At 40.8% G+C, this 26,355-nt stretch carries 21 protein-coding genes; 3 read left to right on the forward strand and 18 right to left on the reverse strand.

What is annotated here, in order from left to right; genetic code table 11:
* Nucleotides 1-254: 254 nt before the first annotated feature.
* Nucleotides 255-407, forward strand: coding sequence for a hypothetical protein (locus tag ACSBQP_RS06030; protein ID WP_017367142.1), 153 nt, complete (start codon nucleotides 255-257; stop codon nucleotides 405-407).
* A gap of 64 nt (nucleotides 408-471) precedes the next feature.
* Here the strand turns inward: ACSBQP_RS06030 and ACSBQP_RS06035 are convergent, their stop codons facing one another.
* Complete coding sequence (locus ACSBQP_RS06035) at nucleotides 472-1,356, reverse strand: cation diffusion facilitator family transporter (RefSeq protein ID WP_039169114.1); 885 nt, start codon at nucleotides 1,354-1,356, stop codon at nucleotides 472-474.
* Nucleotides 1,357-1,650: 294 nt separating this feature from the next.
* On the opposite strand from ACSBQP_RS06035, the gene ACSBQP_RS06040 reads away from it, so the two are divergent.
* Complete coding sequence (locus ACSBQP_RS06040) at nucleotides 1,651-2,823, forward strand: aminotransferase A (RefSeq protein ID WP_435028259.1); 1,173 nt, start codon at nucleotides 1,651-1,653, stop codon at nucleotides 2,821-2,823.
* A gap of 25 nt (nucleotides 2,824-2,848) precedes the next feature.
* On the opposite strand, the gene ACSBQP_RS06045 is transcribed toward ACSBQP_RS06040, so the two are convergent.
* Together ACSBQP_RS06045 and ACSBQP_RS06050 are read right to left on the reverse strand one after the other, a co-directional pair.
* Complete coding sequence (locus ACSBQP_RS06045) at nucleotides 2,849-4,675, reverse strand: PAS domain-containing sensor histidine kinase (RefSeq protein ID WP_138825664.1); 1,827 nt, start codon at nucleotides 4,673-4,675, stop codon at nucleotides 2,849-2,851.
* 156 nt (nucleotides 4,676-4,831) lie between these two features.
* Nucleotides 4,832-6,958, reverse strand: coding sequence for a peptidoglycan D,D-transpeptidase FtsI family protein (locus ACSBQP_RS06050; protein WP_058213819.1), 2,127 nt, complete (start codon nucleotides 6,956-6,958; stop codon nucleotides 4,832-4,834).
* A gap of 336 nt (nucleotides 6,959-7,294) precedes the next feature.
* Between ACSBQP_RS06050 and ACSBQP_RS06055 the strand changes: the two genes are divergently transcribed.
* Complete coding sequence (locus ACSBQP_RS06055; protein WP_048001616.1) at nucleotides 7,295-8,092, forward strand: CAP domain-containing protein; 798 nt, start codon at nucleotides 7,295-7,297, stop codon at nucleotides 8,090-8,092.
* Between the two features lie 114 nt (nucleotides 8,093-8,206).
* Here ACSBQP_RS06055 and ACSBQP_RS06060 read toward each other — a convergent pair whose 3' ends face one another.
* The 15 genes from ACSBQP_RS06060 to ACSBQP_RS06130 form a co-directional block, all read right to left on the reverse strand.
* Complete coding sequence (locus ACSBQP_RS06060; RefSeq protein WP_435028260.1) at nucleotides 8,207-9,079, reverse strand: NAD(P)-dependent oxidoreductase; 873 nt, start codon at nucleotides 9,077-9,079, stop codon at nucleotides 8,207-8,209.
* Between the two features lie 13 nt (nucleotides 9,080-9,092).
* Entirely contained in the window at nucleotides 9,093-9,878 is a 786-nt protein-coding gene (locus ACSBQP_RS06065; protein ID WP_113747311.1) for an SDR family oxidoreductase, read from the reverse strand.
* A gap of 76 nt (nucleotides 9,879-9,954) precedes the next feature.
* Nucleotides 9,955-11,916 carry a methyl-accepting chemotaxis protein gene (locus ACSBQP_RS06070; protein WP_035392234.1) on the reverse strand — a complete coding sequence of 654 codons (1,962 nt, stop codon included), beginning with the start codon at nucleotides 11,914-11,916 and terminating at the stop codon, nucleotides 9,955-9,957.
* 115 nt (nucleotides 11,917-12,031) lie between these two features.
* Nucleotides 12,032-13,060, reverse strand: coding sequence for a spore photoproduct lyase (gene splB, locus ACSBQP_RS06075; RefSeq protein WP_007498710.1), 1,029 nt, complete (start codon nucleotides 13,058-13,060; stop codon nucleotides 12,032-12,034).
* Nucleotides 13,061-13,140: 80 nt separating this feature from the next.
* Complete coding sequence (locus ACSBQP_RS06080; protein WP_008348056.1) at nucleotides 13,141-13,368, reverse strand: transcriptional regulator SplA domain-containing protein; 228 nt, start codon at nucleotides 13,366-13,368, stop codon at nucleotides 13,141-13,143.
* A 113-nt stretch (nucleotides 13,369-13,481) separates the two neighbouring features.
* Nucleotides 13,482-15,200: a phosphoenolpyruvate--protein phosphotransferase gene (gene ptsP / locus ACSBQP_RS06085; protein ID WP_008348058.1), complete on the reverse strand. Its 1,719-nt coding sequence runs from the start codon at nucleotides 15,198-15,200 to the stop codon at nucleotides 13,482-13,484.
* The gene (locus ACSBQP_RS06090; RefSeq protein WP_003211078.1) at nucleotides 15,200-15,466 is read right to left on the reverse strand and encodes a phosphocarrier protein HPr; all 267 of its coding nucleotides are present in this window, start codon (nucleotides 15,464-15,466) and stop codon (nucleotides 15,200-15,202) included. Before ACSBQP_RS06090 ends, ptsP begins: the two co-directional genes overlap by 1 nt.
* Before the next feature lie 93 nt (nucleotides 15,467-15,559).
* Entirely contained in the window at nucleotides 15,560-17,659 is a 2,100-nt protein-coding gene (gene ptsG / locus ACSBQP_RS06095; RefSeq protein ID WP_017359434.1) for a glucose-specific PTS transporter subunit IIBC, read from the reverse strand.
* 202 nt (nucleotides 17,660-17,861) lie between these two features.
* Complete coding sequence (gene glcT, locus ACSBQP_RS06100; protein ID WP_017359435.1) at nucleotides 17,862-18,716, reverse strand: glucose PTS transporter transcription antiterminator GlcT; 855 nt, start codon at nucleotides 18,714-18,716, stop codon at nucleotides 17,862-17,864.
* A gap of 55 nt (nucleotides 18,717-18,771) precedes the next feature.
* Nucleotides 18,772-19,761 (reverse strand): LacI family DNA-binding transcriptional regulator, encoded by a 990-nt coding sequence (locus tag ACSBQP_RS06105; RefSeq protein WP_025207250.1) that lies wholly within the window; start codon nucleotides 19,759-19,761, stop codon nucleotides 18,772-18,774.
* A gap of 292 nt (nucleotides 19,762-20,053) precedes the next feature.
* A complete protein-coding gene (locus ACSBQP_RS06110; RefSeq protein WP_025207249.1) occupies nucleotides 20,054-21,148 on the reverse strand; it encodes a M24 family metallopeptidase in 1,095 nt (364 codons plus the stop codon).
* Between the two features lie 104 nt (nucleotides 21,149-21,252).
* Nucleotides 21,253-23,172 (reverse strand): heavy metal translocating P-type ATPase, encoded by a 1,920-nt coding sequence (locus ACSBQP_RS06115; RefSeq protein ID WP_202734534.1) that lies wholly within the window; start codon nucleotides 23,170-23,172, stop codon nucleotides 21,253-21,255.
* Nucleotides 23,173-23,466: 294 nt separating this feature from the next.
* The gene (gene stoA, locus ACSBQP_RS06120) at nucleotides 23,467-23,955 is read right to left on the reverse strand and encodes an endospore biogenesis thiol-disulfide oxidoreductase StoA (protein WP_025207247.1); all 489 of its coding nucleotides are present in this window, start codon (nucleotides 23,953-23,955) and stop codon (nucleotides 23,467-23,469) included.
* A 54-nt stretch (nucleotides 23,956-24,009) separates the two neighbouring features.
* A complete protein-coding gene (locus ACSBQP_RS06125) occupies nucleotides 24,010-25,326 on the reverse strand; it encodes a polysaccharide biosynthesis protein (RefSeq protein ID WP_017359440.1) in 1,317 nt (438 codons plus the stop codon).
* A 113-nt stretch (nucleotides 25,327-25,439) separates the two neighbouring features.
* Complete coding sequence (locus tag ACSBQP_RS06130; protein WP_181891543.1) at nucleotides 25,440-26,093, reverse strand: cell wall hydrolase; 654 nt, start codon at nucleotides 26,091-26,093, stop codon at nucleotides 25,440-25,442.
* Between the last annotated feature and the right edge of the window lie 262 nt (nucleotides 26,094-26,355).

Here is a 26,355-nt window from a genome sequence, read left to right on the forward strand (position 1 = left end):
CATTCGTTATTATATCTTATGAATATCGCAAGATCAATGGAGCTTTACATTTTTACATGAATTTTAGATCATTTTTCAATGATGATTTATGTGAATAAATACTGAAAATTCACGAAAATTATGGCACATCTAGTTCTTTCAACGCCTGATTTTTTAACATTTTGTGATATTTTCCTCTCATTTCGATTCTTCTGTTGACAATCACGTTTCACATGGTACAATAGTCAAGGATTTTTTAAAGAAAGGTGTTCATGATGGGAACTGTCGTACTATTAAAGAACAACGAAATGACTGTGATTGAAGATATTTGCGAAGCTGATTTTTTAGATATGAAACATGGTTTATCAAATGAAGATGCTGCTTATATCTCTTGGTATGAAGATTACGATACTGCTTATGGATATTGATTTCATTTCATAGATGAAGCGTAAAAAAAGGCGATACAACCTTCAAAGAGGTGGTATCGCCTTTTTACGTTTGTGTGCTTCTTTCACTTTCAGGTTCTACATGAATAAAGATTTGTGCATGCGGAAACGCCTGCTGAATGTTCTCTTCAATTCGATCACATAATTGGTGAACATCTTCAATGGTTGTTTTTCCATGAACAATCAAATGAAAATCAATATATTCTTCAGCACCGGATCGTCTTGTTCGAAAGTCATGATATTCAATGAATTCTTGACTAAATGTTTGAATGATGCCCTCTATCGCTTGTTCTTCTTCCGGGGTTAACCGGGCGTCGACAAGCGGCGGGAAGGCTTCCTTCATGAGTTTAAACGCTTCACGCATAATATAGAGCGCTAGCACCATTCCAATAATCGGATCGAGGAAATACCAGTCCGTTAATGCAACAAGCAATAAACTAATGGCAACCCCTAGTGACGTAAACACATCTGTTAAAAGATGCAGTGCATTCGATTTCATGGCAACAGAATGTACTCGCTCTGCCTCTTTGTTCACAACTCTCGACACAACAAAATTGATAAGTGCCCCGATCAGCATGACCACAATACCAAGTACCGGCAGTTTAACAGGCTCTGGATGCATTAATTTATGAACACATTCATAAATGATCCAAATCCCAGCAACAAAAATCAACAAAGTTTCAATCGTTCCAGAAATATTCTCAACTTTCCCATGTCCATAAGGATGTTTTGAATCTGCCGGCTTTCTTGAAATACGAACAGAGATAAATGCAATAAAAGAGGCCATTAAATCGAGAAAAGAGTGAATGGCTTCTGATAAAACCGCAACAGATCCAGTTAACACCCCTACAATGATTTTAAGGACCACAACAAACGTATTACTCATGACGGATAAAAAGGCTATTTTCGATGTTTTTGCTGATTGATCCATCTATTATCGTCCTCCTTCAGGAGATCGTATGCCTGTGAAAGCAATTCCCATGACTTGATTCTCTCGTTCTTTCAGTTTATACCGTTTTGCCTTATTCTAATCATCTTAAGCAGAGCTGTATTTTCCGAGCAGGTTACGCTATAATAAATGTTGCTCTTTCTTCATCTATCACTCATGCTGTGATGGATAGGAGAATAGACTACATATAACGATATCCGAAGCCTTTCCGCAGGTGACATTTATGCAGTGAATGGTAAAATAGGATAAAAACATAAATTTTTAAGGTGATGAGAAATGGAGCATTTGCTGAATCCAAGAGTAAAGGATATTGAAATTTCAGGCATTCGAACATTTTCAAATCTCGTATCTTCATATGAGGATGTCGTTTCATTGACCATAGGTCAGCCCGATTTTTATACGCCGCATCATGTCAAAACAGCTGCCAAAACAGCCATTGACGAGAATTTCACCTCGTATACTCATAACGCTGGGTTTCTAGAGCTAAGACAAGCGATCCAGCAATACATCAAAAAGAAAGTCCATCTTGATTATGATGCAGAGACAGAAATCATTGTGACAACAGGTGCGAGTCAAGCAATTGATGCTGCGTTTCGAACCATTTTGACTGAAGGCGATGAGGTCATCCTGCCAGGCCCTGTGTACCCTGGCTATGAACCGATCATTCGGATGTGCGGTGCGGTGCCCGTGCATATCGACACAACAAATGCCGGTTTTAAATTAAATGCCAAGCTGATTGAAGATGCATTAACGGAAAAGACAAAGTGTGTTGTCCTTCCATACCCTTCAAATCCAACTGGGGTCACGCTATTAGAAGAAGAATTGAAAGAAATTGCACAGCTTCTTGAAGGAAAGGATATTTTTATTCTATCTGATGAAATTTATAGTGAGCTGACATTTGATCGTCCACATCATTCCATTGCTTCTTTCTTAAAGGAACAGACGATTGTCATCAATGGACTGTCAAAATCTCATAGCATGACCGGATGGAGAATCGGCTTTTTATTTGCTTCCGCTCCTCTTGCTAAACATGTATTAAAAGTACATCAATATAACGTGTCTTGTGCCTCGGCTATCTCACAAAAGGCGGCACTTGAAGCAGTGACAAACGGTGTGGATGATGCACTAATCATGAGAGAGCAATATAAGAAAAGACTCGACTATGTATATGATCGACTCATTTCTATGGGGCTTCCGGTCATTAAGCCTTCCGGCGCTTTTTATATTTTCCCTTCCATTGAATCGTTTGGGATGAGTTCATTTGATTTTTGCATGGAGTTGTTAGAAAGTACAAGACTTGCGGTCGTACCTGGTTCTGCTTTCTCTTCACTTGGAGAAGGATATGTGCGCCTTTCCTATGCATATTCACTTGAAACGTTAAAAGAAGGACTTGACCGTCTCGAACAATTTGTACTTGAAAAGCGTTCCATACAATCAATAGACGGATGAAACAACGGCTCTCTTGCCGTTGTTTTTATGTTGCGGGAAACATGATGTGAAACACAGTCCCTTTCTCTGGATGGCTATCTACCCGGATGGTTCCGTTGTGATTTTCTAAAATATTAAATGTCACCATGAGCCCAAGCCCTGTTCCCTTTTCTTTTGTCGTTAAAAAAGGTTCGCCGATCCGCTTCATGACCGATTCAGGAATACCAATTCCTTCATCTCTAATCGTGACAAGTATCCCTTCTTTTTCGGCTTTGGCGGTAATGTCTACCTTCCCTCCGTCCGGCATGGATTCGACGGCATTTTTGATTAAATTGATAAACACCTGCTTCAGCTGGTTTTGATCCCCATTCATCAGGAGATCCTCCTCAATATCACTTGTGTTCATCAAAATTCCATTTAAGTTGGCCTGTGTTTCTAGCAGAGCGGTGACTTCGCTAATGATTTTTTTCAAATCAAGCGTCTGCATGGATGCCGTTTGCTGCGGCTTTGCAAGCATTAGTAGCTCACTTAAGATGATTTCAATCCGGCTCAGCTCAGAGAAGACAATTTCAAAATATTGATCACGGTCTTTTGTTTTTGGTTTAATGAGCTGTAAAAAGCCCTTAATCGCCGTCAGTGGATTCCTTATTTCATGTGCAATGCCTGCTGCCAATTGACCTGCGATTGATAATTTTTCAGAGCGCAGCATGAGTTCTTCTGTTTGTTTTCGTTCAGATATATCTCTTAAAATAATTTGAACGGCTGTTTCACCAAAAAATGTGGTAGGGATACAAACCATTTCTGTATAAATCAACCGGTGTTTAAACGTATGGCAGCTCATCGTCACAATCTCAGAATCTGATGCTCTTTCGATAATACGTGATATGCTCTTTTTGACTTTTTGCTGATCACATGAATGGATTTGATGAAAGATATCTTTTCCGATTAATTTATCGTAATGTTCGGCTTCAAATAATTTAATACCTGATTCATTCATAAATACCCATTTATGATCGTGGATGACGGCGATGGTATCAATGGAATTTTGGATAAGCAGCTGATACCGCTCTCTACTTTTTTGAAGAACGGTTTGAAATTTTTTACGGGAAGAGATGTCCACTAATAGTAAAAGTTCTGCCCGTTGATTTTGATAAATTGCCGGAGATGACTTCACTTCAATATGAATCATGCTCCCGTCTTTCCTTTTCCATATTTGTTCAATCATTCCGACTGGAAGGCCTTGCTGCAGTCTTTTGATTCGGCTTCTCACAATGTCATGGTACTCCTCGGCAATAAAATCAAACGCAGACTTGCCGATCATTTCATCTTTTGTACATACACCCATTAATTGCAGCATCGCATCGTTGGCGTACACAATTTTCCCAAGCGCCGTAATACATAACGGATTTGGCAGCATGGCAATCAGATTTTCAGCTTCACTGACATCTTGGAAAGCCGGTAGACTGCCTAACGACTGTTCTGACACTTCTGTTGGTTGAAATGCTGCTTTTTGAGGCTCTGTATTCATTACCCTCATTTTCAGGATCATTTCTCTACTTAATTCGTTGTCTAACCCATCACAAGCAACAAAATCAATGCTTGCTTCTACCCATACAGCTGTAAGATCACTTCTAAGCAGTCTAAAGTGGCAAATCTCTAGCATGTGCTGATTATAGAAATAACTTTCGACGAGAAATTGATCTTCGGTATGAACAAAGTCTTTCAAAAAACACCCTAGTAAATCCTTTTGTTCATAGAGCAAAAGCTGCTTACAATTGGAAGAAATGTAGAGAAAGCGGCCATTAGAAGAAAGAACGGCATGTAAATCAATATTCGAGTACAGCTGATTCGAATCTTTCATTTTTTGTTCCATCGTCGTCCGACCCTCCTTTAATTTTTTTAGGGTTGTCCTTAGTTTGATGTATAAAAAGGATTCGCTAGAAAAACCGTATTTTCCTCCCAATCTCTTGTGAAACGTCCATATTTTCAGCAAAAAGGGAGCACTTTCTCTTGCTGTGCTCCCTGCTGTTTATTGCTTTTCATATTTCTTTTGTAATTCAACGTACTTATCAACAATTTTACTTGGAATGGTTTTAATGACAGGATCTTTATCTGATACATACGGTGTGACGACACTAAATGCCACTTTCGGATTGGAAGAAGGATAATATCCTCCAAAGGTTAAGTTGTACGTGGCATTCCCCCACCAGCTCCGGTTGGCACCATAGTAGAAGGTTTGGGCTGTACCCGTTTTCCCTGCGACATCATGCTGACCGAACCGGCCAGCGGCAGTCCCGCCTGTTGATGTGACCATTTTTAGTCCCATTTTGACGCGGTCGATATCTGCTTTCGAGTTGTTAATGGTGTTCAGCACCTTTGGCTCATATTTCTTCACAACAGGACCTACTTCTTCCTTATTCGTTGGAAAGTGAACACTTTTCACCACTCTTGGCTGAATACGGTTACCTCCATTTGCGATGGTCGACATGTATTGTGCGACTTGAAGTGGTGTATACGTGTCATACTGACCAATCGCTTCATCAAGCAAGAGTCCGCCGACTGTCTGAGGATGCGTCTGCATTCCGCTTGATTCCTGCGGCAAGTCGATGCCTGTTTTCACGCCAAGACCGAATTGCGCATAGTAGTTTCTCATTTTTTGTAAGTGTTCAGGTCTTGCCCGTAACGGGCCGTCCTTTTGATAGGTGATCCCTGCCATTCTCATCGCCACTTGGAACATGTAAACGTTGGAACTTTTTTGGAGTGCCTGAAGGTCGTTAACCCATCCAAGAACTTTGTAAGACTGTTTAGGCTTTCCTCCACTTCCCGCAAAATACAGCGGTGTATCCATATAGGATTGGTTGTGTGACATGCCATCTTGATAACCAGAGAGGACAGTAGCTCCTTTGACAACAGAGCCCATTTCATACTGTGTCGTAAATGTTCCGATCGCATAATCTGTGACGTCCCTGCCGTCCATTTTCTTCCCTGACATCGCAAGAACATCACCTGTGTTAGGGTCCATCATCACAACAAAGGCACGGTCCATCATATAGTTTCTTGCACTAGCGGATCTTAGCTCTGATTCAACGATTTTGTCGACTTCCTTTTGCAGCTCCATATCAAATGTGAGTGCAAGGTCAAGTCCTCTTCGTCCTTCTGTCCGCTTGATTTCATCAAGCAGTTTTCCGCCGACCTGTGTATATTGAACAGTTGCTTTTTCTGGATTGAGAAAATCCTCATATTGATATTCTAAATAACTTTTTCCTACTCGGTCATTTCGCGAGTAACCTCTTGCCATATAGTAATCTTCACGCTCTTTTATAATGCCTTGCTCTGGGGTGGTGACACCGCCAAGGACATTATAAAGGGTTTTTTCATACGGATATTTCCTTGTCCAGTCATTGATGACATTTACACCAGGCAATTCATCAAGATGCTCTGATACAAGTGAGATCTCTTCGTATGTCAAACTTACGGATGATGTCTGTTTTGATTCTTTTGTTTCATCAAGCAGCGCAACTTTTTCGTCCCCTTTTTTCTCTTCGTTCGGGTCCATCGCTTTCACGATTTGAGGTTCAAAGGCATATCCGCCTGTAAACCTGCGATAGATCGCTGCAACTGCTTTTTCCTCTGCATCTTTTTCGATCGCCTTGACTTCTTTCTTAGGCACACGCTCTACTTGAAGTGGATAGACATCTTTTGATTTAAGATTCTTTTGCTCTGCTTTTGAAATGAGCTTATCCGCTTCTTCCGGGTGGCTTGCCAGCCAAAAATCTCGAATGTCACGCTCTCTCAAAAAATCTGTATCCATTTTTATATAAGTCGCAAGTTTTCTTGCTACTTTAATCTTATCCTCCGCTTTCACACCGCTTTCTGATGTATAAACGATGGCAGGTACACTTTCGTTATCAACAACGACTCTTCCTCTCGCGTCATACATTTTTCCTCTTGGAGACGGGTATGATGCTGTTTTGACCTCAGTTCGGTTGGCTTGCTTTTTATAATCCTCACCATTGACGATTTGCAGCACACCGAGCTTGATGACAAGTCCAGCAAATAAACTAAATACAGCGAAGAAAAAGAGATTAATTCTCCAGGCGTTCCGGCGCTTCATTTTTTTCTGCTCGGCAGCACCTTGATGCTGTTTCTCTCCCACTTATGTAGCTCCTCTCATCCTTTCAATCTTTTACAATTACCACTCATTATTGTAACACTTTTGTAATAGTTGTTACAGCGAAACAAGTGAAAAAAAGCTGTCAATCCCTATTCTGCAAAAAAATATACTAACACTTTAAAATATTGGTATGTTTATGTCGTTTTCTTTAAATAGAAAGATTCTCCATTCATTGATATGAGAAGATTCTTTCTATGACTTTAACAAAAATGACAAATGGGCGTTGTCAATGGAGGATGCTGGTACGTTTATAACAAAAAGTCCATGTTATGATTTTCTGTGAGAAAACAAAACAAAGATTTTAGGAGGAGTTACAAAATGAAAAAGAAATCATTCATTTTTTCAGCGCTGACAGCTGCTGCATTGATCACGTTCACTGGAGGGCATTCAGCTGATGCGAAAGAGCTTAACCTGAAACAAGTCATAAACGTACAGCATCAAGCCATTGATCTTCATACATTAGCTGCAAAATTACATATCTCTTCAGATGTAAACAAGCTAAGCACTTCAAATCAAAAAGAGATCGAAGCTCTATTAAACAAGCTGATCAAAAGTGGTCAACCTGTTACTGGTACAAAAGTGGTGAAAGAAGTAAACAAAGCAAAAAATGAGCAAAAACAAGAATCAGTGAAAAAACCAGCTACTTCTAAACCAAGCACACCAGCAAAAGAAAACACAACGAGCAACAGCTCAAAATCTGATCAAAAAGACACAACTGCAACAAAAGCAGACAGCAGCTTAAATGCATTTGAACAAGAAGTGGTTGAGCTGACAAATAAAGAGCGTGCAAAACAAGGCTTAAAAGCTCTTTCTGTTGATTCTAAATTAAGCAAATCTGCTCGCGCTAAATCACAAGATATGAAAGATAAAAACTATTTCTCTCATACAAGCCCAACTTACGGATCTCCATTTGATCAAATGAAGCAATTTGGTATCACGTACAAAACAGCAGGTGAAAACATTGCGCAAGGTCAAAGATCACCTCAAGAAGTAGTAACAGCTTGGATGAACAGTGAAGGTCACAGAGCGAACATTTTAAACAAAAACTATACACATATCGGTGTAGGTTATGTAAAATCTGGTAACTACTGGACGCAGCAATTCATCGGAAAATAAGATCAAAAAAACCTGTCTCTTTTCGGGACAGGTTTTTAGTTTGTCTTCTTTTTTCAGCCATGTGAGGGCTTGTTTACACGCTACAAACTGTTCCACCTAGGCGGGGCAGTTTTTTTATTTCACCCATAATTTATAGATGCTTTGTGTTCCGCTGTTTTCTTCGCCCTGTTCGCTGAGCTTTTCATATAATGACTTCGCTAGTGAAAGGCCTGGCATCTCTTCTCCCATCAGCTCTGCTTCTTCAAGTGCAATGCCCATATCCTTAATAAAATGCTTCACATAAAATCCTGGCTCGAAATCACCTTTCAGCATTCTTGGTGCAAGGTTTGACAAAGACCAGCTGCCGGCTGCTCCTGTTGTGATGCTTTTAAGTACCTGCTCTGGATCAAGTCCTGATTTGTCCGCATAAGCCATTGCCTCTGCCACACCTACCATCCCTGCTGCGATAGCAATTTGGTTACACATTTTTGTATGCTGACCACTTCCTGAAGGTCCTTGATATTGAATATTTTCTCCCATTTGCTGAAATAGCGGCAGGCACGCTTCATAGGCTGCTTTTTCTCCACCAATCATAATGGCCAGCGTGCCATTTTTGGCTCCAACGTCTCCGCCAGAGACCGGCGCATCTAATGCAAATAGTCCTTTTTCCTTCGCTTTCGCTTCAATTTCTTTTGCCAGTTGAGGTTTCGATGTGGTCATATCAATGAGGTATGTACCAGGCGCAGCATGTGCCACGAGTCCATCTTCTCCTAAATAGACTTCTTCTACATCTGATGGATACCCGACCATTGTGATGACGGCATCTGCCTCCTTTGCGATCTCCTTTACGGTCGATTTCCAAAGAGCTCCTTTTTGAATCAATGTGTCTGCCTTTGCTTTTGTTCTTGTATAAACGAGAACTTCGTAGCCAGCATTCATTAAATGCCCTGCCATACTACGTCCCATTACACCGATTCCAATAAAACCAACTGTTTTGATTTGCGCCATCAAGAATTCCTCCTTATAGAGACTTTGTCAATCCACCATCAATGATGAGGGTTTGACCTGTCATATATGTATTGGCTTCAGATAAAAGAAAAGCCGCATATGCTGCAAATTCCTCTGGCTGCCCGTAACGGCCCAGCGGAATCATACGTTCAGCTTGTGCTTTGATCTCTTCAACCGATTGTTGCTCCTCTTGTGCACGGTGTTTGTCTAACTGTTTCACGCGCTCTGTTTCAATTTTCCCAGGGGCTAAGGTATTGATCAAAATGCCATCTTTGGCAAGCTCCTGAGCAGCTGTTTTTGTCCAGCCGGTAATGGCCGGTCTAAATGTATTCGACAGCATCAAGCCTGGGATCGGTTCTTTGACCGACATAGATGCAATATTTAACACGCGTGCACCTTGTTTTTTTAAATACGGCAAGGCTTCTTTTAATAACCGAATATAGCTGAGTAAATGAAGCTGAAATGATTCCATCCAATCTTCATCTGTTAAGCTTTCAAGTGTTCCTGTTTGAGGACCGCCTGTATTGTTCACGAGTATATCAAGACGTTTTTCATCACCTGCTGCTGCGACGACAAGCGCTTTAATTTGCTCGGCGTCAGATACATCACATACTTGATACGTCAGCTTCCCTTTTACAAGCGGGGATAATTCTTTGACCGCTTCTTGCAGCGTGTGCTCATGTCTTCCCGAGAGCATCACATCTGCTCCCTCTTTTGCAAGATGAAAGGCAATGGCTTTACCGATACCTTGACTGCTTGCTGCGACCAATGCTTTTTTTCCAGATAGATTAACATGCATGTTGGCACCCTCCTCTGTTCATATTTTATCATACAAAAAGAACCTTGCTCACATGGCAAGGTTCTTTTCTGCAAGATTATAGTTTAAACCGATTGACTGCCTGACGCAGTGCCTGACTTGATTCGTTCAACATTTCTGTTGATGTTTTCGTTCTTTCTAAAGCTTGTACTTGTTCGTCTGTCGAAGCATGTACTTCCTCAGCTGAAGCGGCGGATTCTTGTGAAATGGCCGCAATACTTTGAATGGAATCATTCATTTTCTGCTGTTCTTCAGTCATTTCATTGATTTGTGTATGAATGCTGTCAATGGAGCCGACAAGTGCCTGCATTTCCATTGTGATACTGCTGAGTGCCTCTCCTGTTGAATTGATGGCATCACCTTGTTCTTCATTCATTTTGCTTGCTGCTGTCATCGCTTCAGCTGCCTTTTTCGATTCATCTTGAATGAGTTTTACGGTTTCACTAATATGTTTCGTTGATTCCGCAGATTGTTCAGCCAGCTTTCTGACTTCTTCTGCAACAACAGCAAATCCTCTTCCGCTTTCTCCTGCTCTCGCTGCTTCAATACTTGCATTCAGTGCGAGTAAATTCGTTTGATCTGAGATTTCAGAAATCGCTGTTACGACGTTTTCAATATTTTTTGTTTTATGCTCAAGGTCAAGCAGCATTTGCTCTACCTTCTTCGATTCTTCATTCGCTTGTGTTGATTTTTGGACGAGCAGACCAAGAGCATCAAGTCCTCTATAGCTTGCATCTTCCGATGATTTTGAATTGGTTTGCATTTGCGTGGCAAGCTCACCCATATGACGAACTTTTTCATACAAATGCTCTGATTTTTCATTAATGGTTTCCGCTTCTGATGCTTGTTTCGTCGCTCCTACAGCGACCTCTTGAATAGCCGTTGCAATCTGTTCACTAGACAGCAAGGTCTCGTTTGAAATTTGGGTCACTTCATCCGTTGATTTCACAACCTGATCTGAAGACTCTTTCACTTTTTCAATTAAGTCCCTGATACCTTCAGTCATTTGATTAAAGCTTTTCGTCAGGAAACCTATCTCATCCTGTGACTTCGACTCAAGCGAGCTGGTTAAATCGCCTTCAGACACTTTACGAACATGCTCGATGAGGCGTTTAATTGGTGTTGTAATGCTTCTAGCCAATAAGTAGCTTAGAATCATGGCAAGTATAATGGCAATGACAGAAATAATGATACTTGTCTGATTCATTTGTTCAGTGATCCAAAGAAGTTTCTTTTTCTCGAAGCTCACACCGATCGTCCAGTTTGCCTCTTTAATTTTTGAGATGACGGTCAGCTGTTTGTCATCATCAATACCCGAGTTGTCGATCGCTTTTTTCACAGAAGCGACTTTTGAGATATTTTTTCCTTGCTCTGTTGGATGTGCCAAAATGGTCCCTGTGCCGTCAACTAAGAAAGCCGTTCCCATATAAGGAATCTTTTGTTCTTTTATATAAGACTGAATGGAAGCCAGTTTCAAGTCAAGTCCAGCGACACCGACTACTTTCCCGTTTCGTACGATCGCCTTCGTGGCTGAAACGACCATTTCATTTGTTGCTTTATCAATGTACGGATCTGTCCATAGGACTTCGTCAGGCTTTTCAGCTGCTTGAATATACCAGTCTCGTTTAGACGGATCATACCCTTCACCAAAATCGGACTCCGGGAAAGCGAACATTTTACCATCACTTGTTCCTATATAGGCAAGCGAGATGAGTTCATCCTGCTCCTGCAATCCTTTTAATTCATCGTTTTCAAATGCCAATGTCTGCTTTGTTTGTTTCTGTGCAAAATCTTCAGTAAGTGTACTTGTTGCCAATTTGTTAATCGTATCACCGTAATTCTCAAGCTTTAGTGCTATGATGTCTCTCATGCTTTCTGCCGTTGCTGCTGTCGTTGTTTTCGCATCTCGTTCAATCAATGGTCTTAATACTAAATTGGAACCCACTTGAACTGCGACAACGGTTAAAATTAAAATAACTGAGATGAAAACAGCTATTCTCACTTGAAGTTTCTTAAACATCTCATCACCCCTACATCCTACTTTCGCATCTTAATGTGTATATCGGCAAAATTGGTACCGCATTCAATAGTTGTAAGAAAATTTAAATAGAAAAAACAAGCCATAATGACTTGTTTTAAGTAAAATATTCAATTTTTGCAGACGGAAAGTACTGTTCGATATATGATTCTAATGTCTGTCTAAGTTCTTGTTCTTCATCTTTTTGATAGATATATTTTCCAATTCCATATCTACCCCACTTATATCTTCTCTTTTCTTCATCTAGTTCTAGTTTTGTTTTTGGATAGTTTTTTTGGATGACACGCTTCGCCGGTTTTGTAAAACGGTGCTGAATCATTTCAAAGGTGATATCTTGTCTCACTTCTTCAGGGAGAGCTGCATCGAGTTTTTCAAATAGGACTTTATAGCCCTCTTGCCACCCTTCATGAATGTAAATAGGGGCAATAATAAAGCCCAGTGGATAGCCTGCTTTTGCTACCTTTACAGCCGCTTCAATCCGCTGATCGAGTGGTGATGTTCCAGGTTCGAAATATTTAATGACATAATCGGCATTGATACTAAAGCGGAATCTTGTTCGCCCATTGTGTTTTGCATCTAACAAATGGTCTACATGATGAAATTTCGTAACAAAGCGCAGTTTGCCAAGATCGGTTTGACCAAAGTATTCAATCGCTCGTTTGAGTGTGTGAGTCAAATGGTCAATTCCTACGATATCGGATGTACATGAAGCTTCAAATCGCGTGATATCAGGGGCACGCTCGTTCATGTACTGTTCAGCCTGATCTAAGATCTCTTCTACATTGACATATGTGCGAATGTACGGCTTACTCCCCATCGTCGTTTGCAGGTAGCAATAATGGCAATGCCCCATGCATCCTGTCGCAAACGGAATGGCATACTCTGCAGATGGTTTAGATGTATCAAATTTCAAGGTTTTTCTCACGCCGATAACGAGCGTTGACTTTGCATTACGGTACTTTTGTAAATCATTTTTCCCCGGAATATTTCTCACTTGGTTGTGTGAGGTTGTTTCTCTAATTTCAATTCCCATACCTTCAAACTTTTCTTTCAGCTCTTGTCCTAATGGGTACTCTAGCGCCCGAGGTTCAATATACACAAGCTGGGGAACGAACGGTTTGATCATATTTAGCACATCCTTACCTTATAGGTTCATACCGTTACTTTAACCTCTCAGGATGGCTTCTATCCTTTCTAAAATCTCCCTTATTCAAATAGATCTTGATAAAGGGCTTCTGCTTCTTCGTATGTTGGAAATACGGCATCATCAGGGGCTAATGGGTGATATGTTTCAAGTAGAAATAGCGCAAGCTCTTGTTCATTGTAAGGGTGTGAAACGATTTCCGCTTCTTTAATTTGTGCAACATTGGCTGCATGTGGATTTCGATAAATGACATATACTTGATCACCTGGCTTATAGTCAGAGAAAGACAAACTGGTCACCTCCATTTTTTATGTTAGGATGCCCTTCTCTGCAAGCGATATGACTGATTATGATAAAATTCGACAAAAAAACCAGACAGTTTGACCTGTCTGGTTTACATCACCTAGTTATGTTGAAACGTTTTTTTCACGAAATCAACCACTTCTTCAGTTGTACTCAGTGATAAGATATGCTCTTTAAATGATGCAGCTTCTTCCTTAGAAAGCTTGCTTAACTGCGTTCTTGCTGGAAGAATCGATGTTGCGCTCATTGAAAATTCATCTAATCCTAATCCAAGTAGGAGCGGGATTGCGATTTCATCTCCTGCCATCTCACCGCACATGCCAACCCATTTACCTTCTTTATGCGCTGCTTCAATCACAAGCGTTATGAGGCGTAAAATAGCTGGATTGTATGGCTGGTAAAGATAAGACACTCGTTCGTTCATTCGATCAGCAGCCATTGTGTATTGAATCAAATCATTTGTTCCAATACTGAAGAAATCTACTTCTTTTGCAAATTGATCTGCGATAACAGCTGTTGATGGAATTTCTACCATCATTCCGATTTCAATGGAATCAGATACTTCTGTACCAGCAGCAACCAATGCTTCTTTTTCTTCAAGTAAAATAGCTTTTGCTTCTCTAAATTCTGATAACGTCGCGATCATAGGGAACATGATTTTCAAGTTTCCATATGTACTTGCACGAAGTAACGCGCGTAGCTGTGTTCTGAAAATCTCCTGCTCTTCAAGGCAAAGGCGGATCGCTCTATAGCCAAGGAACGGGTTCATTTCTTTTGGAAGCTGCAAGTAAGGAAGTTCTTTATCGCCACCAATATCTAGTGTGCGGACAACCACTGCTTTGCCTTCCATCTTCTCTAAAACGGTTTTATACGCATCGAACTGCTCTTCTTCTGTTGGGAGCTGATCTCTGCCCATGTATAAAAATTCTGTACGGTACAATCCAACTGCTTCGCCGCCATTTTCAAGTACACCTTTCACATCTTCAGGTGTTCCAATATTCGCAGCTAACTCTACGTGAACGCCGTCTTTTGTGACCGTTGGCTGGTCAACAAGTTTCGCCCATTCCGCTTTTTGAGCTAAGTAGTCTTCATGCTTTTTTTGATACGCTTTCACTTCATCTTCAGAAGGCTGAATGATGACGTCTCCACTAATACCATCAACAATGATCAGATCATTGTTTTTCACCGTTTTTGTTGCTTCTTTTGTTCCAACAACTGCTGGGATTTCCATTGATCTAGCCATAATCGCTGAGTGAGAAGTACGACCACCGATATCTGTCGCAAAACCTTTGACGAATTGTCTGTTCAGCTGAGCTGTATCAGAAGGTGTTAAATCTTCAGCAATGATAATGACTTCTTCAGAAATCATACTTGGGTTTGGAATGTCAACGCCTAGCAAATGACCAGTGACACGTTTTGTAACGTCGCGAATATCCGCTGCACGTTCTTTCATGTATTCATTGTCCATTGCTTCAAACATTGTAACAAACATTGTTGCTGTTTCTTTTAAAGCAAATTCAGCATTTACTTTATCCGATGTGATTTTATCCTTCACTGGGTTGAGCAGCTCTGGATCACTTAACACAAGAAGGTGTGCAGAAAAAATATCCGCTTTATCTTGGCCAAGTTCTTTTAGCGCATGTTCTTTAATTGCTTCAAGTTCTTGCTTTGAAACATGAATTGCTTCTTCAAAGCGTTTCACTTCTGTCTCTGGATCATTGATGTCTTTTTGGTGAACTGTTAAATCTGGTTCTTCTAGACGATATGCTTTTGCAATCGCAACGCCTGCTGAAGCACCGATTCCTTTCAGTTGTTGCATTACTCGCCTAGGCCTTCACTTTTCATTGTGTCTTTTAGCGCAGCAAGTGCATCATTTTCATCAGAACCAGAAGCAGAGATTGTGATTGTAGCACCTTTCGCAATTCCTAGAGACATTACACCCATAATAGATTTCAGGTTCACTGTTTTACCATTATATTCTAAGTTGATATCAGCATCATATTTACTAGCAGTTTGTACAAGAACTGTTGCAGGACGTGCGTGAATTCCAGAATCTGCAGTTACTTTGAATGTTTGTTGAGCCATTTTTATCAATCTCCTTTTTATACATTTCATACATCCACAATATTATATCATACTGCCGAGCTTGTCATCTAACAAGAACGGCAGTTATGAAAATTATTTTGAAATTTTCATGATGTTTTCTTGGCCAGCTTTGATTTCACCGGATTCTTGAAGGTCAATAAATTGTCCTTCACTTAAGTTTGTAAATACAATTGGTGTCATTAAAGATGGTACTTCTGACTTAATTTTATCAATATCAACCTCTAAAAGTTTTTGACCGATTTCTACTTGATCTCCCTCTTGTACAAATGCTTCAAATCCTTCTCCTTTGAGGCTGACTGTATCAATCCCGAAGTGAATCAAGATTTCAAGTCCACCATCAGACTGGAGGCCGATGGCGTGTTTTGTTGGGAACACATTTAAGATTTTTCCTCTTACTGGTGAAACCACTGTTCCCTCTTTTGGCAAGATAGCAAACCCGTCACCCATCATTTTCCCTGAGAATACTTGATCTGGCACATCTGTAATTGGATGCAGCTCCCCTGTAATTGGTGAAGCAAACATTTCTTCCCCTTGTTCGTTTTGAAGCGGTTTTGCAATAACTTCTTCAACCTGCTGACTGACTTCTTCTTTTGCAGAAGGGTCTTTCGCTGGTCGAGGTGTGCGCCCTGCAATAATGTCCTGCATTTGTGTTTTTAAATTATCAGAGCGTGGTCCAAAGATGGCCTGGATGTTATTCCCGACTTCAAGGACACCTGAAGCGCCAAGCTTTTTCAAGCGGTCTTTATCCACTTTTTTCTGATCATTTACAGTGACACGTAAACGCGTAATACAAGCATCTAGGTGTTTAATGTTTTCTTGGTCACCCATTGCTTCAAGAATTTCATAAGGTAAGTCATCGCCTTTTCCAGATTGAGCGCTGCTTGCACCGTCAGCTGCTTCATCTTCTCGTCCTGGCGTTTTCAGATTAAACTTGCGAATCGCAAATCTGAATCCGAAGTAGTAAATGACAGCCAGTACGAGACCGACTGGAATAACAAGCCACCAAGCGGTTCTATTCGGCAGGATACCAAATAGGAAGAAGTCGATTAACCCTCCTGAGAAGGTCATCCCGATTTTCACGTTTAGAATATCCATTATCATAAAGGATAATCCAGCAAATACACAGTGAATCGCAAATAATATCGGTGCAACAAACAAGAATGAGAATTCAAGCGGTTCAGTGATCCCTGTTAGGAAAGAAGTAAGGGCCGCTGACCCCATAATTCCTGCTACAAGTTTTTTATTCTTAGGTTTTGCTTCATGGTAAATCGCAAGTGCTGCTGCTGGAAGTCCAAACATCATGAACGGATATTTCCCTGTCATGAATGTCCCGGCTGTCAGCTGAACACCATCTTTGATTTGCGCCATGAAAATACGCTGGTCACCACGGATAATATCTCCTGATAAGCTCTTATAGCTAAAAAATTCATACCAGAATGGTGCGTAGAATATGTGGTGTAGACCAAACGGAATTAATGAGCGTTCAATGACACCAAATACAAAGGCAGCTAGCGGCTCATTCGCTGCAAGCAATCCTGTTGAAAATGAGTTCAATGCACCTTGGATTGGCGGCCAAATGACGAGCATCAAAAGCCCTAAAATAAGTGCTGAAATCGACGTAACGATTGGAACAAAACGCTTACCAGCAAAGAAGCCAAGATATTGCGGGAGCTCAATTTTGTAAAATTTATTAAACATATAAGCCGCTAATACCCCGACAATAATCCCGCCAAACACGCCGGTAGACAAGGTCGGTATGCCGAGCATATTCACATATGCTGGATGACTTTCCTTAAAGAACTTAGCCAATTTGATTGAATCGGATGGAATGGAACCGTTGGCCATTAATACGGCACTCATCGTTACGTTCATGACAAGGTAACCGATGATCGCGGCAATCCCTGCCACACCGTCTCCATTGGCAAGACCGATGGCAACCCCTACAGCAAATAGGAGCGGAAGATTCGAGAAGACAATATTCCCCGCATTCTCCATAACACTAGCAACAAGCTGAATTGTATCATTGCTTAAAAATTGAGCGACATCAATCAGCTGCGGATTTTGCATCGCATTTCCGAGTGCTAGTAAAATACCAGCAGCAGGAAGGATCGCAACTGGAAGCATAAGTGCTCGTCCAATTTTTTGCAACACACCAAAAAGTGATTTAAACACTGGTTGAACCTCCTTTTGTTTTCGCTTACAACATACATTTCAATCACATATTGACGTACATTTCATAATTAACCGTTTACATTTCACTTTCAGAACACAAAAAAGGCATGGTGATATAAGGTTGCGCAAATAACAGGATCTTATCCTGTATTTACCTTAAGTCACTCATGCCTGATCGAATCAGTTACACGTTTCAAGGAAACTATGAAATTTTATTCGTCAATCTGTACAGGTGAAGTGTCAAATAGACAGCTTCGGCATCTTGTACAGGCTTTTTCAATGCATGTTGCAAAATTTTGATCATTTTCCAAGCAGTATTGTAGCATAAAGGATATTCATTTTTCAATAGATGAAGCAACTTTTCTGGCTCCTCTAATGATTCTTCCCGTTTAATACGCTCAATCGAAAACGTAATATGGCGCAGTAAGCGTAAATAATGAATACTTTCTCTATCTACTTTCATATGAAATGCATCTTCTATGACTTGGACCATTTGTGTCATGAGCTGTGAATGACGGTTGACCTCGGATAAAGGCCGGTTCGTTAAAGCAGAATGAATGTGGAGCGCAATAAAGCCAATCTCTCCTTCGGGCAGCTTTGTTTCAACATCTGGCCGCGCATTTATCAGTTCCACGACTTCCTTTGCGACCTCGTATTCTTTCGGGTATAAGGATTTCGTTTCAAGCATAAAAGGATTGGTGATATCATAGCCTTGCTTAACTCGTTTAAAACTAAAGGCAATATGATCTGTCAGTGCAATATGAATATGCTCATTTAAACGATGCCCCATTTTTTCTCGTATATGATAAATGACGTCATTGGCAAGCTCAATCATGTCCTCATTTATGTGGTGCAGCAATTGTTTGTATTCTGTTTGCTCTTTTGTGTTCTTTAACACAAACATTTTCTCAAATGCCGCTTGATCGAGAACGTCACCCGATTTTTTCCCAAAGCCGATCCCTTTATCAATCAGGACCACTTCGCCTAAAGAAGGGTGTTTTGCGATGATGACATTATTATTTAACGCTTTATCAACGGTGAAGGATTCCATGAACATCCCCACCTCCTTCTTATTCAATCCTTCTTATCGTACAAAACAGATGAAACGTGCGTCAACGATTGTTTTTCAAAATAGTCGTTGTGCGCTCAACGAGTCGATATGACAGCACTCTTTTTTCTGGTGCCTCACCTTGTAATGCTTGCTTGAACAAGTCAAATGCTTCCTGCCCCATTTGTTTGAGGGGAATGTCTATACTAGAAATCCCCAATGCTTCACTCAATTGATCGTTTTGAAAGCCAAGTATGGCAGGTGATTCTCCAACGTTTATTTGGTGACGCTGTGCTTCTAGTAAAAAACCTGCTGATACATCATCGTTCGTAATCAGTAAGGCTGTCGGACGATTTTTCATCTCTTTCCATTCTGTAAATAATTGCTTGCCATCAAAAATGGTCAGTTTTCCTTCAATGACCCATTCATCATCAATGTCCTGCCCAAGCGACCGCATCATTTCTTGATAAGTCTGAATGCGAACTTGGCTATTCTCCCCTTCTGTTCTAGCAAGAACGATTGCGATTCGCTCATGACCGCATGCCGCTAAGTGTTCAAGCGCTTCCTTAAAAGCCTGATCATGCGCAATCGATACCGATGAACATGGATCATGCGGAGTAGGATGACAAAAGATAATAGGACCAGATTCCTGCCACTTTAAAATGTCTCGATCACTTAACGCATTTGAGCAAAAGATTAAACCATCCACACGCTGCTCTTTTAAGCTCATTAATGCTTCTTTTTCCTTTAATGGGTCATATCCTGTTTGAAACAAGGCAAAATGCATTCCGCACTCCTGTGCTTTCTCTGCAATCCCTGTGACAATTCCGCTGAAATAGGAGTGATCAATTGTCGGAAGTACAATTCCAAGCATATTGGAATAGCCCTTTGCTAAATGCACTGCCTGAATATTCCGTGTATATTTGAGCTCTTTCATCGCACTAAGTACGCGCTCTCGCTTTTCTTCTTTGACATAAGGATGATCATTCATCACTCGTGATACAGTGGTAACAGATACACCCGCCCTTTTCGCAATATCCCTTATGTTAGGCATTTTTTCTCCTACTTTCTCTTGATATGGTAAGCGTTTCATACTTTAAGATGTATGTGAGCTGAACAAATCACTGGGTGGAAAGGGGAATTCAAGATGGGTATTATCATATGGATCATATTATGTTTGACTATTTTGTTTTCTGCTCGATTCGCACTACATCCTTTAGGAAAAGAACATAAAATCAAGCCGTTTCAATCAATTGATGATTTTTTTGTTGATAAGGATCGCAAAGAGTGACAAAAAAATCACGATGACGCTCCCAATACTTGGACGTTCATCGTGATTTTTTTCATTACTTGATGATCGTCAACTCTTTTGGATAATTGGTTAAGGTGACTGGGCCATCTTTTGTAATGAGAACATCGTCTTCAATTCTAACCCCGCCGACTCCTGGTACATAAATACCCGGCTCGATTGTATAGACCATCCCTTCTTTTAGAAGGTCATCATTTGCTTGACTCATAGAAGGGAACTCGTGAACAGAAACCCCGAGTCCATGCCCTAGACGGTGAGGGAAGTATTCGCCATACCCTGCTTCTGCGATCAGCCCTCTTGCTTTTAAGTCAAGGTCACCAATTCTCACACCCGGCTGGCTCATATCAAGTGCTGCCAATTCGGCTTTCAAGACAGTGTTGTAAATATCCTTTTGTTGTTCAGTCGCTTCTTGATAGATGAAGGTTCTTGTAATATCTGAACAATAGCCATCCACAATCACGCCGAGGTCAAATAAAACAAAATCACCTTTTTTCAAGGCTGCCTGCCCCGGATTTCCATGAGGTTCTCCTGATTTTTCTCCGAATAGTACCATGGTTGAAAAGGACATGCCCTGAATGCCTTTTTTCTTCAGTTCATATTCGATGACAGCAAGAACTTCGGTTTCCGTCACCCCTTCTTTTAGGGCATGTACCCCAATTTTGACGCCTTCGTCTGCCAATTGAGCAGCTTTTTTCAATGTTTCAATTTCAGCTTCGTCTTTAATTAGTCTTAGCTGATTGAGCACATCTTCTGCCCGGACGAATGTTTCTGCCCCAGTGACAGCTTGAAGCTGCTCTGCTCTTTGCAAAGGAATGGATTCTTTTTCAATCGCTAGGCGAGTCGCTTTTACTCCTCGTTTTCCTAGTGCCTTTTGTATGAAATCAAAGGGGTTTTCATGGTCTTCATATCCAATGAGATCTCCAGCCCATCCCGCATTTTTTGCTTGCTCAACTTCCATCTTAGGCAAAATGAAAAATGGATCTGCTTCCTGAAAAACAAACAGCCCCATCACTCTTTCATGCGGCTCTGTGAAGTATCCAGATAGATAGAATACATTCTCCTTTGTATGTATAAATGCACCTTGAATGTCTTTTTTCTTAAGCCAAGAAGACAAGTTTTTCATTCGATTCATCGTGATCCTCCTCACACGTTTGACTACTGATCTATTGTATCAGTTTTCACTGTATTTCGCACAAAAGCGCACTGACCTAAAGCCAGTGCGCTTTTGTGATTTGCTTAAGAAGCACGAAGCAAACGAAGTCCGTTTAAAATAACCAAAATCGTACTGCCTTCATGCCCAATGACACCAAAAGGTAAATCAAGAACTTGTAAGAAATTCGCACAGATTAACAAACAAATAACTGTTAATGAAAAGATGATGTTTTGTTTAATGATTCGGTTCATCTTTCTTGAAAGACGGATCATCTTTGTTAGATTGTTTAAGTTATTTTTCATTAAAATGAGATCTGCTGTTTCTAAAGCAACATCTGTCCCTCCGCCCATTGCGACGCCAACATCCGCTGTGGCGAGTGCAGGTGCATCATTGATTCCATCTCCGACCATAATGATCGAATCACCTTGTTTTTTCAATTGATTGACTTCATGTACCTTTTCATCTGGAAGACATTCAGCGACAACGGTTTGGATGCCTGCTTCCTCTGCAATCGCTTCAGCTGTTTTTTGCTGATCCCCTGTGAGCATGACGGTTTGGATGCCTAAATCATTCAGCTCCTGAATCATTTTTTTGGCTTCAGGTCTGATTTGATCTTTCAAACCGAGACAGCCGACGACTTCTTGATTTTTTTGAACATAGACAACTGTATATCCTTTGGATGAAAGAACATCACCATTCTCTTCAATGTCACGATCCATTGAAGCTTTTCCGGCAAAATCTTTCTTCCCAATCCGCCATGTGTCCTCATTTAATTGTGCTTCCACACCAAAACCTGATGTTTCTTCAATGGTTACGTGGGCTGCCCGCTCTGTATGATGCTCTTTTGCCATATCAGAAATGGCTTTAGCTAATGGATGGTTTGACTGACTTTCAATTTGATAGAGCACTTGATAAAAGGTCGATTCATCTTGCCCTTTTGCCAAAACTACTTTTTCAACAGCTGGTTTTCCACTTGTAATCGTACCCGTTTTATCAAATGCAATCATCGTACTTGTGCCCAGTTTTTCTAAAAAGACACTTCCTTTTACAAGCATACCGTTTCTTGCACCGTTTGAGATGAGTGAAAGAGCTGCTGGCATAATTGAGGCAACAAGTGCACAAGGCGAAGCAACCACCATAAACACCATCGCACGGTAAAACGTTTCACTCATGCTCCAGCCAAGTACAAAATGAGGCAGGAACATTAAAATCGCCACAGTGATGAGTACACCTTTTACATATGCACCTTCAAATTTTTCAATAAATGCTTGGCTTGGCGATACACTTTCTTGTGCAGATTCCACAAGCTTAATGATTTTATGAAAAAGTGTTTCTTCATTATGTTTTGTTACTTCTACTGTTAATGAACCATTTAAATTCACTGTTCCTGCAAACACATCTTCCCCTTGCCCTTTTTCCTGAGGCACCGATTCACCCGTTAAGGCAGATTCGTCTACACTTGTTCTTCCGCTCATGATCACACCATCTGCTGCAATTCGTTCGCCCGCTTTGATTAAAATACGGTCGCCTGGCGTAAGTGAAGAAGCAGCGATTTGGATGGTGCTGCCATCTTCTTCAATTAAAGTGGCTTCATCTGGAGCGATACTCATTAAAGCCGTTAAGTCTTTTTTACTTTTATTTGACGTATACGTTTCTAGCGCACCGCTCAAAGAAAAAATAAAAATTAAAATGGCGCCCTCTGCCCAGTAGCCAATGATCGCTGAGCCTATCGCAGCAAATATCATTAGAAGTTCTACATTTAATGTCTTGGATGAAATGGTTTCTTCAATTCCTTCCTTTGCCTTTGCAAAACCACCAATAACAAAAGCAAGAATAAAAAGAGGAATACTCCACATCGTTTCATCCTTTAGAAACCATCCAATCAAGATGAGAATCCCCGAAATTCCTGCTGCGATTAATTCTCCGTGCTGTGCCCATTTATGAAAGAGCGAGTTGGATCCCTTTTGATCTGTCGTTTGATAAAGTGCTGTATTCTCATTCATGATTACTTTCTCCTCTCTAATTGATAATGATTTTCACATTATCAATCGTTGCCCGTTCCGTTTATCATCTATATTTTCTGCTATTTCAAGCTTTTTATAGGTCTGTAACTCATTATAACAGGTTCTGATCAATTTTCAATTAATAATTATTATAATTTCTTTTTGATAATAATTATCATTATTAGCACCCGACATTTCTTCCTCTTTCTGAGCACATTTTATTCATCTGAAAGGTAATTGAACACAAAAAAGAACCAACGGATCGACCATTGGTTCTTACAGAAAGCTTGTGTTCTACGAATTTGTCCACTCTTTGATTTGTTTTTTCGTCAGCGGACCTACATGGTTTTTGACTACTTCACCCTTTTCATTGATGAAAAAAGTCGTCGGGATCGTCATGATTTGGTATTTCTTCATCATTTCGCCGTGCTCATCGAGAACGATCGGAAATGTGAACTTTCTGTCTTTCACAAATTGGGCAACTGCCTGCTTGCTTTGCTCAGCACCAAGTAAATTCACAGTCAGTATGTCTACATCACTTTGATTTTCTTTCACAATCTGTTCAAAGGCTGGAAGCTCCATTTTGCAGGACGGGCACCACGTTGTCCAAAAATGCAGAATGGTCCGCTTCCCTTTCACCGGGATCACCTGAGTTTCACCTGTTAATGTAGGAGCTTCTATCCTCGGCGCCATGACAGGCTCTTTTGCTTCAGCCTCTATGTTCATCAGAAATAAAAGAAGGGTCATCATGAGAAGACTGGCGGGTAGATATTTACGATTCATCAGCATCTTCCTTCCTGATTTTCCTATAGCTTGCCCGCTAGCTGCACATGACATTCAAGCTTTTTTCAATGTAAGAAACATGGAGACGCCGAGTTCCTTGCAAATCGTCGCATAATGCAAAGCCGTTAATAGCAGCATCCCCGTGTTCATTCCTAAGATAACGCCCATCATATTTAAGGATTCGATGGATCCTAGAAAATACACCATAGAGAACGACACCACGTGCACCCATATATTATGTAGGAACACATCTTTAATGAGACCCATACCAATTAAGCACGCTTGAAACGGCATCACGAACAAGTGGCATAAGAAGTAAGGCCATAGCAGCTGCAAGTAGACGGCTGCTTGAGGTGAGTCAAAAAAGAGCTGCGTGAGCGGATAAGCGAAATAATACATGATCATCACCGCTGGCACCCCGTATCCAAACGTAATGAGAATCGCTTGTCTGACACGTTTTTTCACGAGATCATACTGCCCCAAGGCATAGGCTTCTGATACATTCGGAATCATCACAATCATAATGGAATGAGCGATAAACGCCGGAAAAAAACCGATCGACATCGCTACGCCAGCAAGCATTCCGTAATGATCAACAGCAAGCGTACCAGAAATGCCCGCTGCAACGAGGGCTCCTTTGATTAAAAACGGTTCAATCGCATTGGCAATGGCATGAAAGATACGCATACCTGTTGTCGGAATGGAGACTGCTAACAAACGTTTTCTGACGTCAATCCCTCTTAACTCAACCGATCTGACATTCACAGCATTTTTTGCCATGACGTATTGGGAATATAAATAGATAAAGACGACGAGATCACTTGCAACAATCACGCCAATCGCGATAAGCACAGCTGTTTCAATATCAAACGAATACCAATGAAAAAACAAAAACAAACAGATAAGCTGGATCGTTTTTTTCAGCATATTGGCTAGAGCAATTCTGCCCATTTGCTGCTTGCCCATAAAATAGCCGCGTGCAATGGAAGTAAATGCGATGATTGGAATGAGTGACAGAACCAAGCCCTTCATCAGCGGATGATACGATTGAAATACAGGAATGAAAGGCAGTACAATGGCTGCTATTGCCGTTGTGGTGCATGTCACCACAAGCGTCATTTTAAATGCATGGCGAAGCATACTTTTATGAAGCCGCTCATGCGATTCTGCAATGAATTTAGAAATGGAGACTGGCAGCTCTAAGCTGGCGATCACAAGCACAAGCATGATGATGGGAAGGATGCTCATATATAAACCCATTCCATGTTCTCCAAGCTCTCTCGCTAAAATCATATTGACTAAAAACTCGATACACTCAGCAATGAAAGCTGCGACAGATAGCAGAATGACCCCTTTTACAAATCGATTCATGTAGCCTCCCCTTGTCTAAAAGCAAATTCTTTTCACATTCTATGAGACAAGTCCTGAAAATATTTTAATAATTGAAGACAAAAAAACAGCGACTGATTGATCGCTGCTTTTCTTTACACTGCAAACACATGACGGCCAATGCGTTCTACAATTTTACGAGAACGAATCCAGTTATCTGTCGCCGTTTTTGGATTATAAAAATAAATCGCCTTTGTTGTTCTGTCATCTTCTTTGACAACCTGCTTCACAGCTTTTACGGAATCCTGGTCTGCCTTATCATTGATACTTCCATTTGATACGGGCTGGAAGGCATTTCGCTGATAAATCACGCCTCTGACACTGTCAGGAAAAGAGCGGTGTTCTACGCGGTTTAAGACGACGCTTGCTACCGCTTTTTTCCCGGCGTAAGATTCACCTTTTGCTTCGGCATGTACCAACCGAGAAAGCAAGTCCATTTCTTCATTAGAATAGTGTGATTGATTTCTTGAGCTTGCTGGCTTTGCCGTTTCCTTTTTCTTCAGCTTCGGTTTTGATGCCTTCTCCTCTGTTGACGTGCTTAGCATTTTCACTTTCGGCTGATGTTTCTCCTCTGAAAACGCTGGGATCACAGTATGCTTTTCATCTTGATCTATATATGAAAGCTGATGCTTTACAGGTGCTTGTTCAAGTTTCTGACTTAATGTGCCTTCTTGCTCTTGTATATTGTCCATCTTGATCGCTGAGATGAGCATAAGGATGGCAAAAAGAGCTGTATGAATTTTGATCATTCGCCTCATTCCTCCTTTAATCAATGTAGGCTGTAAGATACTTGTCCACTCTAACAAGAGCTTCTTCTATTTTCACGCACAAAGATTTTCATGCCTGTCCAAATTCCGTCATTAAATGGCATGTCCTAGTTGAAATACGCATGAACTGGTAATGTAAGCGTTTAATATAGTCTCTTTTTAGCCTATAATCATCCTTATGCTCCTGATTATGGGTTATTACATTTTCTTTTCATATGTATCAAGCTGGTTTGAAGTGTGACAA

The sequence above is a fragment of the Bacillus sp. G402 genome (assembly GCF_051172515.1).
GTDB classification, from domain to species: Bacteria; Bacillota; Bacilli; order Bacillales; family Bacillaceae; genus Bacillus; species Bacillus altitudinis.

Bases quoted from the DNA above. Each gene is read 5' to 3' on its own strand.
- ACSBQP_RS06070 (WP_035392234.1), bottom strand. From the start codon at position 11,916: ATGTTTAAGAAACTTCAAGTGAGAATAGCTGTTTTCATCTCAGTTATT.
- ACSBQP_RS06060 (WP_435028260.1), bottom strand. From the start codon at position 9,079: ATGGCGCAAATCAAAACAGTTGGTTTTATTGGAATCGGTGTAATGGGA.
- stoA (WP_025207247.1), bottom strand. From the start codon at position 23,955: ATGAATCGTAAATATCTACCCGCCAGTCTTCTCATGATGACCCTTCTT.
- ACSBQP_RS06030 (WP_017367142.1), top strand. From the start codon at position 255: ATGGGAACTGTCGTACTATTAAAGAACAACGAAATGACTGTGATTGAA.
- ACSBQP_RS06035 (WP_039169114.1), bottom strand. From the start codon at position 1,356: ATGGATCAATCAGCAAAAACATCGAAAATAGCCTTTTTATCCGTCATG.
- ACSBQP_RS06040 (WP_435028259.1), top strand. From the start codon at position 1,651: ATGGAGCATTTGCTGAATCCAAGAGTAAAGGATATTGAAATTTCAGGC.
- ptsP (WP_008348058.1), bottom strand. From the start codon at position 15,200: ATGCAACAACTGAAAGGAATCGGTGCTTCAGCAGGCGTTGCGATTGCA.
- ACSBQP_RS06130 (WP_181891543.1), bottom strand. From the start codon at position 26,093: ATGATCAAAATTCATACAGCTCTTTTTGCCATCCTTATGCTCATCTCA.
- glcT (WP_017359435.1), bottom strand. From the start codon at position 18,716: ATGTTCATGGAATCCTTCACCGTTGATAAAGCGTTAAATAATAATGTC.
- ACSBQP_RS06115 (WP_202734534.1), bottom strand. From the start codon at position 23,172: ATGAATGAGAATACAGCACTTTATCAAACGACAGATCAAAAGGGATCC.
- ACSBQP_RS06055 (WP_048001616.1), top strand. From the start codon at position 7,295: ATGAAAAAGAAATCATTCATTTTTTCAGCGCTGACAGCTGCTGCATTG.
- ACSBQP_RS06105 (WP_025207250.1), bottom strand. From the start codon at position 19,761: ATGCCTAACATAAGGGATATTGCGAAAAGGGCGGGTGTATCTGTTACC.
- ACSBQP_RS06110 (WP_025207249.1), bottom strand. From the start codon at position 21,148: ATGAATCGAATGAAAAACTTGTCTTCTTGGCTTAAGAAAAAAGACATT.
- ACSBQP_RS06125 (WP_017359440.1), bottom strand. From the start codon at position 25,326: ATGAATCGATTTGTAAAAGGGGTCATTCTGCTATCTGTCGCAGCTTTC.
- ACSBQP_RS06045 (WP_138825664.1), bottom strand. From the start codon at position 4,675: ATGGAACAAAAAATGAAAGATTCGAATCAGCTGTACTCGAATATTGAT.
- ACSBQP_RS06065 (WP_113747311.1), bottom strand. From the start codon at position 9,878: ATGCATGTTAATCTATCTGGAAAAAAAGCATTGGTCGCAGCAAGCAGT.
- ACSBQP_RS06090 (WP_003211078.1), bottom strand. From the start codon at position 15,466: ATGGCTCAACAAACATTCAAAGTAACTGCAGATTCTGGAATTCACGCA.
- splB (WP_007498710.1), bottom strand. From the start codon at position 13,060: ATGATCAAACCGTTCGTTCCCCAGCTTGTGTATATTGAACCTCGGGCG.